This is a genomic window from Hyphomonas sp. UBA3601, assembly GCF_002375605.1.
Taxonomy (GTDB): domain Bacteria; phylum Pseudomonadota; class Alphaproteobacteria; order Caulobacterales; family Hyphomonadaceae; genus Hyphomonas.
Genome location: NZ_DFME01000092.1, coordinates 26,978 through 35,796, shown reverse-complemented (window position 1 = coordinate 35,796; position 8,819 = coordinate 26,978). Strand labels below are relative to the sequence as shown.

General features: G+C 60.4%; 10 protein-coding genes. 7 read left to right on the top strand and 3 right to left on the bottom strand.

Annotated elements, in window-relative coordinates; all coding sequences use genetic code 11:
* Both B4F73_RS09560 and B4F73_RS09555 read right to left on the bottom strand, forming a co-directional pair.
* Positions 1 to 901 (bottom strand): M56 family metallopeptidase (locus tag B4F73_RS09560; RefSeq protein WP_290483106.1); only part of this gene is annotated, 901 nt, incomplete at its 3' end.
* Complete coding sequence (locus B4F73_RS09555) at positions 898 to 1,260, bottom strand: BlaI/MecI/CopY family transcriptional regulator (RefSeq protein WP_034815959.1); 363 nt, start codon at positions 1,258 to 1,260, stop codon at positions 898 to 900. The genes B4F73_RS09560 and B4F73_RS09555, both read right to left, overlap by 4 nt.
* Before the next feature lie 181 nt (positions 1,261 to 1,441).
* Here B4F73_RS09555 and B4F73_RS09550 point away from each other — a divergent pair, with 181 nt between their 5' ends.
* The 3 genes from B4F73_RS09550 to B4F73_RS09540 all read left to right on the top strand — a co-directional run bounded on the left by B4F73_RS09550 (position 1,442) and on the right by B4F73_RS09540 (position 5,068).
* On the top strand, positions 1,442 to 2,182 hold the full coding sequence (locus tag B4F73_RS09550) for a DUF4197 domain-containing protein (RefSeq protein WP_034815961.1): 741 nt from the start codon (positions 1,442 to 1,444) through the stop codon (positions 2,180 to 2,182).
* Complete coding sequence (locus B4F73_RS09545; protein ID WP_290478681.1) at positions 2,182 to 3,162, top strand: alpha/beta fold hydrolase; 981 nt, start codon at positions 2,182 to 2,184, stop codon at positions 3,160 to 3,162. Before B4F73_RS09550 ends, B4F73_RS09545 begins: the two co-directional genes overlap by 1 nt.
* Positions 3,163 to 3,253: 91 nt before the next feature.
* Positions 3,254 to 5,068 carry an SLC13 family permease gene (locus tag B4F73_RS09540; RefSeq protein WP_290483105.1) on the top strand — a complete coding sequence of 605 codons (1,815 nt, stop codon included), beginning with the start codon at positions 3,254 to 3,256 and terminating at the stop codon, positions 5,066 to 5,068.
* Positions 5,069 to 5,071: 3 nt separating this feature from the next.
* Here B4F73_RS09540 and B4F73_RS09535 read toward each other — a convergent pair whose 3' ends face one another.
* A complete protein-coding gene (locus tag B4F73_RS09535) occupies positions 5,072 to 5,539 on the bottom strand; it encodes a MarR family winged helix-turn-helix transcriptional regulator (RefSeq protein ID WP_290478683.1) in 468 nt (155 codons plus the stop codon).
* Positions 5,540 to 5,631: 92 nt separating this feature from the next.
* On the opposite strand from B4F73_RS09535, the gene hppD reads away from it, so the two are divergent.
* The 4 genes from hppD to B4F73_RS09515 form a co-directional block, all read left to right on the top strand.
* Positions 5,632 to 6,723, top strand: a complete 1,092-nt coding sequence (hppD, locus tag B4F73_RS09530; protein WP_290478684.1) for a 4-hydroxyphenylpyruvate dioxygenase — start codon at positions 5,632 to 5,634, stop codon at positions 6,721 to 6,723.
* Positions 6,723 to 7,274: a VOC family protein gene (locus tag B4F73_RS09525; RefSeq protein WP_290483104.1), complete on the top strand. Its 552-nt coding sequence runs from the start codon at positions 6,723 to 6,725 to the stop codon at positions 7,272 to 7,274. The genes hppD and B4F73_RS09525 overlap by 1 nt, the downstream gene beginning before the upstream one ends.
* Positions 7,275 to 7,277: 3 nt before the next feature.
* The gene (locus B4F73_RS09520; protein WP_290478687.1) at positions 7,278 to 8,288 is read left to right on the top strand and encodes a fumarylacetoacetate hydrolase family protein; all 1,011 of its coding nucleotides are present in this window, start codon (positions 7,278 to 7,280) and stop codon (positions 8,286 to 8,288) included.
* Between the two features lie 46 nt (positions 8,289 to 8,334).
* The coding region (locus B4F73_RS09515) for a CoA transferase subunit A (protein WP_290481334.1) at positions 8,335 to 8,819 on the top strand (485 nt) is incomplete at its 3' end.

Here is an 8,819-nt window from a genome sequence, read left to right as displayed (position 1 = left end):
TCTCACCATAGGCGTGAGGGGAGGACGCTCCGGATTTCAGCACATCGCTGTCGCAGGCTGCTTCCTGGTCGGTGCGGAAGGCGCGTCGTGCAATATAGGCCAGCGGATTGAACCAGAGTGCAGAAACGAAGATTTCCGACATCTGCAAGGCCCAGAGGTCGCCGCGCTTGATATGCGTCAGCTCGTGCGCCAACGCTGCCCGTTGCTGGGACACGGTATAGTCTTCCTCGAACCAGGCCGGTAGCAGAACAGTCGGGCGAAAGAGGCCGGAGACCAGCGGGCCAGATGAAATGAAGCTGGTGGAAATCTGCGGAGTGCGCTTCAGGCCGATCTGCCGGGCCACATCGTCGGCAAGGCTGGCGAGCTCGGGCGAGGCAGGCATCTCTTCGCGGCGCAGGGTCTGCATGAAACTGTGGTGTGCAAACGAACTGCGGGCAAGCATGTAGATGGCTCCGCCAGCCCACACGGCCAACACGGTTCCAAGAAGGAGTCCGCCCAAAACAGGCTCGGACAGTTCCGGGAAGGCCGCAGGACCATGAGCCACTTCGAACAGGGGGCTCGAAGCCTCAGGACCGGTTGCTGGCGGAGCCCAGACGGCGTTGGCTGCGGATCCTACGGGTTCAGGTGAGCGAACGAATGCAGGTGCAGCATCTGCCGTCCCAGCCGCCGCAGGTGATTGAGACTGGAACATCTCAAAGAACCCGGCCAGCGGCGTGGGCATGGAAAGGGGAGGCAGGACAAGCCGGGCCAGCGGAATTGCCCAGAGCGCATAGGCGACACCCGCGCCGAACTGCCGGGCAACATGCTTGCGCGCAAACAGAATGAGCGCGATCAGGACAGACACCGCAATCACGGTCTGTACGCCATAGGTGAAGTTGAGGCTGTTCAGGTCAAAAATCATTTCTTCAACTCCCCTAGAAGCTTTTCAAGTTCTGCGATGTCATCGGCCGTAAGACCGCGCGTATCAGCAAGGTGCGCCACGAGGGGGGCTGCGCGACCGGAAAAGACCTGGTCGACGAACTGGCGAGCGGCCCCAGCCTTGTAGGTGCCTTCCTCGACGAGGGGATAGTAGAGATAACGTCGGCCATCTTCCTCAGTGCTTAGCGCGCCCTTCTCCACAAGGCGGGCCAGCAAGGTCTTGACGGTGCGGCTGGTCCAGTCCTTTTCGGTGCCCAGCGCGTCGTGGACATCCGAGGCGGCAAGGCCCGGCCGCGCCCAAAGCACGCTCATCACGTCGAGTTCTGCATCGGAAATCTTCATAGTGTAGAACCCCTCTCTGGACTACAAGCGTAGTCGTATGACATGACTACATACGTGGTCAACAAATTTTCCATGACACGTTCGTAAGGTGAGCTGGCGCTGCAGCAATACATCCTCGTGTGGCTTCTATTCAGTCACGGCGTCGAGTACGGTCATCTGGAGAAAACTGGAGGAGACGGCCATGAGACCAATGATGATCGCAGCTATGGCGCTGCTGACGGTGCCGGTGGGCTGCGCGACCACGGGCAGCTCTGGTGATCTGGGGCGGGTTCTGGGCGAGGTGATTGGCCAGCAAACAGGGCAGGGCGGTGCGCTCAGCCAGGCCGAAATTGATGCCGGTCTCCGCGAAGCGCTCACAGTGGGCACCAACATCGTGGCAGCGCAACTGGGCCAGACCAATGGCTATTTCGGAGATTCGGAAATTCGTATTCCGCTTCCGAAAACCTATCGGGATATCCAATCCGGCCTGTCGCGCGTCGGGGCGAGCGGTCCACTGGATGACCTGGAATTGCGTATGAACCGGGCGGCGGAGGCAGCTGTGCCGGAGGCAAAGACGCTGGTCATAGGAGCGATCCGCCAGATCACGATTGAGGATGCTGTACGCATCCTGAATGGCGGCGACACAGCGGCGACAGACTACCTGCGCGAGAAGACCGAGAGCCAGCTGCGTGCGTCATTCACACCCTATGTCAAAACGTCGCTTGCACAGGCGGGTGCATTCACGTCACTTGAGCAGGTCGCCAATAGCTATGGCGTCGGGGGAGTCACCTCCAGCCTGCAAAATGACTTGACCAATCACGCGGTCACACTGGGACTGGATGGCATGTTCCACTACGTGGCTGCAGAGGAGAAGAAGATCCGTGAGAATCCTGTGGCTCGGACGACCGATCTGTTGCGGCGCGTCTTTGGATCGAGGGGCTGATGCGTCGATTTACGTATGAGGCCAAAGCCGGCGGAGAGATGGCCGGCATTGAATTCGGTGACCCAATCAAGCCCTTCTCTGCGGTATGGCTGCATGCGACCGGATTCAATGGAATGACCTATCAGTCATTGCTGGCGCCCCTCGGGCTTCGCCAGCGTGTGGCGGCGCTCGACATGCGGGGGCATGGTCGTTCCACATTGCAGGCCAAACCCGGCCGCATGAAATCCTGGAAACGCCACCGCGACGATGTGATCGAGTGGTTGGAGAAAGAAGCGCCACAGGGCGTGATCCTGGGCGGGCACTCCATGGGCGGGTGCGTGGCCCTGTTGGTGGCAGGCAAGCGACCCGATCTCGTCAAAGGCCTCGTACTGGCCGACCCGGTAATCATGTCGAAATCGGTTTATTTCTGGCAGCATATGCTGTCGCCTATTTCATTCCTTCTGCGGCGCAATGCCATGGCCCGTCAGGCCAAGAAACGTCGCGCCGAGTTCGGATCGTTCCGTGAGGCGCTTGAGTCCTATACAGGTCGCGGCGCATTCAAATCATGGCGCGAGCCCTTTCTGGCAGATTACCTGCTGGATGGTATTGAACGCACCGACCACAATTCTGCTGATAGCGATGAGCAGACCTGGCGTCTGCTGTGTGAGCCGAAATGGGAAGCAGCGACCTTTGCCGCCCAGCGCAACCGGCCTTGGGGTGCCCTACGCCGCGTAAAGAAACACCATATCCCGATGACCATTCTGAGGCCGACCCGGGATTCCGTGATCAGCGACAAGGTGCGCGCGCGATTGATCCTGTCCTATCCCGCCATGATGATGAAGGCGGTGCGCGGCACGACCCACTTCCTGCCGATGGAAGCGCCTTATGAAGTGCGCGACCAACTGTCGGCCTTCCTTGCGCGCCTCGTCGAGCGGTTCACGCTTGAGGAAGATGCCTTTGTGGAACGGTCGCTGAAAGTGCGGCGGCGCGGGTCCAGATAGGGCTGGTCATATCGGCTGGATTTAGAAAAGCTCAGTAGTGGAACAATTCGCGGTCGTGTAAGGATGCGCGGTTGCCATTGGAGCTGACCCCATGCCCGCTGATATTCTGACCCTGCCGGGGGTAGAGATTGCCATCGTGCTGTTGCTGGTGGGGATCGTGTTTTTCGGTTTCGTGAGGGAAGTCCTGCCGGCGGATGTCGTCGCGCTGCTGGCGATGGGCGCATTGTTGCTCACGGGTATTTTGTCGGTGCCTGAGGCACTTTCGGTCTTTTCGAATTCCGCGCCGATCACGATTGCGGCCATGTTCGTGTTGTCGGCGGCGCTGGAGCGAACCGGGGTGATTGATGCGGCTGGACGGCTGGTCTCGCGACTCGCCAGCCGGGCGTCGCCAGTAGTGGCAATGCTGGCCATGATGCTGGGCGTGATGATCCTGTCCGCCCTCATGAACAATACGCCAATCGTCGTGGTGCTGATCCCTGTGGTGATCCAACTCGCGCGGACGATCGGCGTGGCGCCGTCAAAACTGCTGATTCCGCTTTCCTTCGCGGCGATCTTTGGCGGTACGACGACGCTGATCGGCACCTCGACCAACATCCTTGTGGATGGCGTCGCGCAGGAGGCGGGGCTGGCCCCGTTCGGCGTGTTCGAGATCACAGGCGCCGGGGTGATCCTCGCGCTGGTCGGGGCTGCCTATCTCGCATTGACTTCGCCCTTCCTGTTGCCGACGCGGGAATCGCTGGTGGACATGTTGCCGAATGCGAAGGACCGGCGATTTCTGGCGCAGATATTGATCCCTTTGGGGTCGCCGCTGATCGGAAAGACGGTTTCCGAAACCGGGTTTTCTGCAGAGAAGGGATTCAAGGTGATCGACGTCTTCCGGGAGGGGCTGTCGCTGCGGGCTGATTTGCGCGACCTGTCGATCCAAGCCGGAGACCGGATCGTCTTGCGTACACCGGTCTCAGAAGTCCTGACACTGAAGGAGGCAGGCAGCATCGCCATTGGTGCGTCGGCCTCCGATGCGCGGCCTGCCTTTGAACCGATCCAGACCAGCGAGACCGTCATCATGGAAGGCGTGATCGGGCCGCAATCGCGGTTGACCGGCCGGTCGCTGAATGGGCTCGGCCTGGCACGCCTCTATGGTGTCTACGTGCTGGCGATCCACCGGCGCGGGGAGAATGTCACCAATACAGACGACATCCGCTTCGACGTGGGCGACACGGTCCTGTTGGAGGGTCCGGCACGGGGCATGCGTCAATTGTTTGATGATGGCATTCTCAACAATCTTACCGAGACGACCGAGCGCGCCATGAGACGGGGCAAGGCACCCATCGCGATTGTCGCGCTGGTGTCGGTGATGGGGCTGGCTGCGCTGGGCGTGCTGCCGATTTCGGCGCTCGCGCTGATTGCGGCAACATCCGTCGTTGCGCTCGGATGCCTGGACCATCAGGAAGCCTATCGCGCGATCCGCTGGGACATCCTGATGCTGATCTTCGGCATGCTGGCACTTGGCACGGCAATGGAGAAAACCGGTGCGGCCAGCCTGCTGGTCGGGCATCTTGCCGGACTGACGGGCGGGATGGGGCCGCTGGCCGTGTTGGCGGTGCTCTACCTCATCACATCCTTCCTGACCGAAATCATGAGCAATAATGCTGCCGCGATCCTGCTGACGCCCATCGCCATTGGGTTGGGAAGTCAGCTGGGCATTGATCCACGCCCATTCGTTGTCGCCGTGATGTTTGCCGCCAGCGCGAGCTTTGCCACCCCCATCGGCTACCAGACCAATACACTGGTCTACAGTGCGGGCGGGTACAAATTCTCCGACTTCCTGAAGATCGGTGTGCCGCTGAACCTCGTCATGTTCGCGGCGTCCATGATCGTCATCCCGATGTTCTGGCCGTTGGCCTGAGCATTACCAGAGCGGGCGGTCAGGGGAGGCGGCATCGGCGAGTTTGCCCATCAGGCGTTCGAGCTGTTTCTGCTCGTCTTCCGTCAGGCTGCTGGCCAATTCCTGTTCCGCGCCGAGCGCCATCGGTACGATGAGTTCGTACACATCGCGGCCAGCCGGCGTCAGGAAGAGCTGGGATCGCCGACCATCGGTCTCTGACGTCTTGCGCTCCAGATAGCCCATCTGGATCATGGCAGCGATGGCGCGGCTGACCGCGACCTTGTCCATGGCGGTCAGCTGGCCGATTTCGGTGGCACTGATGCCGGGCCGGTCGCCGGTCACGGCCATGACCCGCCACTGCCAGATCGAGAGACCGAATTCGCGGTCATACAGGCTCGCGATCCGCGTCGAGATCGTGTTCGACAGGACCGACAGGCGGTAGGGCAGGAATTCGCGCAGGCGAAGCAAAGAAACGTTTTCAATATCAGGCATGGTTTACTGATTCAGGGTTGCGTTCCGTCTGTCAAATAGTTACATATGAAACTAATAGTTTTGACCCCCCGGAATTACGACTGGAGCGCACCATGGCAGACCTGTTTGAAAATCCCGCCGGCCTCGACGGTTTCGAGTTCATCGAATTTTCCGCGCCTGAAAAAGGCCATCTGGAAGCGGTGTTCGAGCTGATCGGCTTCACAAAGATTGCCCGCCACCGGACCAAGGATGTCGAGCTGTGGCGGCAGGGCGGTATCAACCTCATCACCAATTACGAGCCCAAATCCGCTGCATGGTATTTCGCCCGTGAGCATGGCCCATCCGCCTGCGGCATGGGCTTTCGCGTGCGCGATGCCCGCAAGGCCTACCAGCATTTGCTGGCACAGGGCGCTGAGCCGGTAAATGTGAACACCGGCCCCAGCGAATTGCACATTCCAGGCATTCGCGGCATCGGCAATTCCATCATCTACCTGATCGACCGCTATGGCGACGATCTCGATATCTATGACATCGACTTTGAATACCTGCCGGGTGTGGACAAGAATCCTGTTGGCGCCGGCTTCAAGCTGATCGATCACCTGACGCACAATGTTTATGGTGGCCGGATGAAATATTGGGCAGATTTCTATGAGAAGCTCTTCAACTTCCAGGAAATCCGCTATTTTGACATCAAGGGCGAATATACCGGCCTGACCTCCAAGGCGCTGACGGCGCCGGACGGCAAGATCCGCATCCCGCTGAACGAGGAAGGCGAGGGCGGCAAGGGCCAGATCGAGGAATTCCTGCGCGAATACAATGGCGAAGGCATCCAGCATATCGCGCTGATCTGTGACGATCTCTATGCGTGCTATGACCGCCTGAAAGAACGTGGCGTGCCCTTCATGACCGCGCCGCCGGCCGCCTATTACGAGATGCTGGACGGGCGCCTGCCGGGCCATGGCGAAGACGTTGAGGGCCTGAAGGCCCGCGGCCTGTTGCTGGACGGCACGACCGAGGGCGGGGAGCCGCGCCTGTTGATGCAGATTTTTGCGCAGGCGCAGATTGGCCCGGTCTTCTTCGAGTTCATCCAGCGCAAGGGCGACTACAAGGACGGCTTCGGCGAGGGCAATTTCAAGGCCTTGTTCGAAAGCATGGAACGTGACCAGATTGAGCGAGGCGCGCTCAAGGTAGAGGAGGACGCGTAATGACGGCTCCCGCTCCCCTGAAAGGCGTTCACCATGTTGCCTATCGCTGCAAGGATGCGAAGGAGACGGTGGAGTTCTATCGCGATGCGCTGGGCATGGATTTCCAGCTGGCCATTGCCGAGGACAAGGTGCCGTCGACGGGCGCGCATGATCCGTACATGCACGTCTTCCTGGATGCCGGGAACGGCAATGTTCTGGCCTTCTTCGAACTACCGACCCAGCCGGACATGGACCGTGACCGGAATACGCCGCAATGGGTGCAGCATATCGCCTTCCGTGTCGGCTCCATGGATGAGTTGATGGCGACCAAGGCCCACCTCGAAGGCATGGGCCTCGACGTGCTCGGCCCGACGCATCACGGCATCTTCAAGTCGATCTATTTCTTTGATCCGAATGGCCACCGCATCGAACTGGCCGCCGACATCGGCACGCCGGACCAGTTGGCGCAGCTGAAAGAGGTTGCCCAGCCAATGATCGAGGAATGGAGTGCGACGAAGAAAGCGCCGAGGCATGCTGCTTGGTTGCATGAGAAGATCGCGGAGGAAAGCTGAACCATGAAACTCGCCACACTGAAGAATGGTGCCCGCGATGGCCGCCTTGTTGTCGTTTCGAAGGATCTGACTCGCTACACGGATGCGGCCGGCATCGCGCCAACGCTGCAGGCGGCGCTCGATAAATGGGATGTCTATGCCCCGAAACTGCAACAGCTGGCCGAGCAGGTGGAGCTTGGCTCTGTGCCGACCGCACGCTTCCACGAGCATGATTGTGAAAGCCCGCTGCCGCGTGCCTATCAGTGGGCGGACGGGTCGGCCTATATCAATCACGTCGAACTGGTGCGGAAGGCACGCGGCGCGGAAGTGCCGGAAAGCTTTTATGATGATCCGCTGATGTATCAGGGCGGCTCCGATGCCTTCCTGGGCCCGCGCGATGCAATTCCGCTGGGTGACATGGCATGGGGCTGTGACATGGAAGGGGAGATCGCCGTCATCACCGATGATGTGCCGATGGGTGCGAGCGAGGCGGAGGCCGCTGATCACATCAAGCTGGTCATGTTGTGCAATGACGTCTCGCTGCGTGGCCTGATCCCCGGAGAACTCGCCAAGGGGTTCGGTTTCTTCCAGTCCAAGCCGCCAAGCGCGTTCTCGCCGGTCGCGGTCACGCCGGACGAGCTGGGCGAGGCGTGGCAGGGTAGCCTTGTCCATCTGCCGCTGCATGTGGACTATAATGGCCAACCATTCGGCCGCGCCGAGGCCGCCGAAGACGCCACGTTCAGCCTTGCACGGCTCGTTTCCCACGCGGCCAAGACGCGGCCCCTGTCAGCAGGCACGGTGATCGGCTCTGGCACGGTCTCCAACAAGGGCGCCGATGGTGGCCCCGGAAAACCTGTCAGCGAGGGTGGTCTCGGCTATTCCTGCATCGCCGAAATCCGCATGATCGAGAAGATTGCGACCGGCGAATTCAAGACCCCCTTCATGTCACCGGGCGACGTTGTGCGGATGGAAATGCTCGACAAATCCGGGCATTCGATATTTGGGGCAATTGAACAAACGGTCGAGCAGGTCTAGAACCCCTGCTGCACCGCAGCATTACCCAAGGGGAGGCCCGCACTTCATGGCGAGCAAGATATACAAGACGGCCGCAGACGCGCTGGATGGCGTGCTGTTCGACGGCATGACGATTGCCGCAGGCGGATTCGGCCTTTGCGGCATTCCGGAACTGTCCATCGCGGCGATCCGCGAGGCCGGCACCAAGGACCTCACCGTCTATTCCAACAATGCGGGCGTTGATGAGTTTGGGCTCGGCGTGTTGCTACAGACCAAGCAGGTCAAGAAGATGTGCTCGTCCTATGTCGGCGAGAATGCAGAATTCATGCGGCAATACCTCTCCGGCGAGTTGGAGCTGGAATTCAACCCGCAAGGCACGCTGGCCGAGCGCATGCGCGCTGGCGGCGCAGGCATTCCGGGCTTCTACACCAAGACGGGCGTCGGCACGCTGGTGGCCGAAGGCAAGGAAGAGAAGGTCTTCAATGGCGAGACCTATATCCTGGAAGAGGGGATCTTCGCAGACCTGGCCATCGTGAAAGCCTGGAAGGCCGA

Bases quoted from the DNA above. Each gene is read 5' to 3' on its own strand.
- hppD (WP_290478684.1), top strand. From the start codon at position 5,632: ATGGCAGACCTGTTTGAAAATCCCGCCGGCCTCGACGGTTTCGAGTTC.
- B4F73_RS09550 (WP_034815961.1), top strand. From the start codon at position 1,442: ATGAGACCAATGATGATCGCAGCTATGGCGCTGCTGACGGTGCCGGTG.
- B4F73_RS09545 (WP_290478681.1), top strand. From the start codon at position 2,182: ATGCGTCGATTTACGTATGAGGCCAAAGCCGGCGGAGAGATGGCCGGC.
- B4F73_RS09525 (WP_290483104.1), top strand. From the start codon at position 6,723: ATGACGGCTCCCGCTCCCCTGAAAGGCGTTCACCATGTTGCCTATCGC.
- B4F73_RS09520 (WP_290478687.1), top strand. From the start codon at position 7,278: ATGAAACTCGCCACACTGAAGAATGGTGCCCGCGATGGCCGCCTTGTT.
- B4F73_RS09535 (WP_290478683.1), bottom strand. From the start codon at position 5,539: ATGCCTGATATTGAAAACGTTTCTTTGCTTCGCCTGCGCGAATTCCTG.
- B4F73_RS09540 (WP_290483105.1), top strand. From the start codon at position 3,254: ATGCCCGCTGATATTCTGACCCTGCCGGGGGTAGAGATTGCCATCGTG.
- B4F73_RS09555 (WP_034815959.1), bottom strand. From the start codon at position 1,260: ATGAAGATTTCCGATGCAGAACTCGACGTGATGAGCGTGCTTTGGGCG.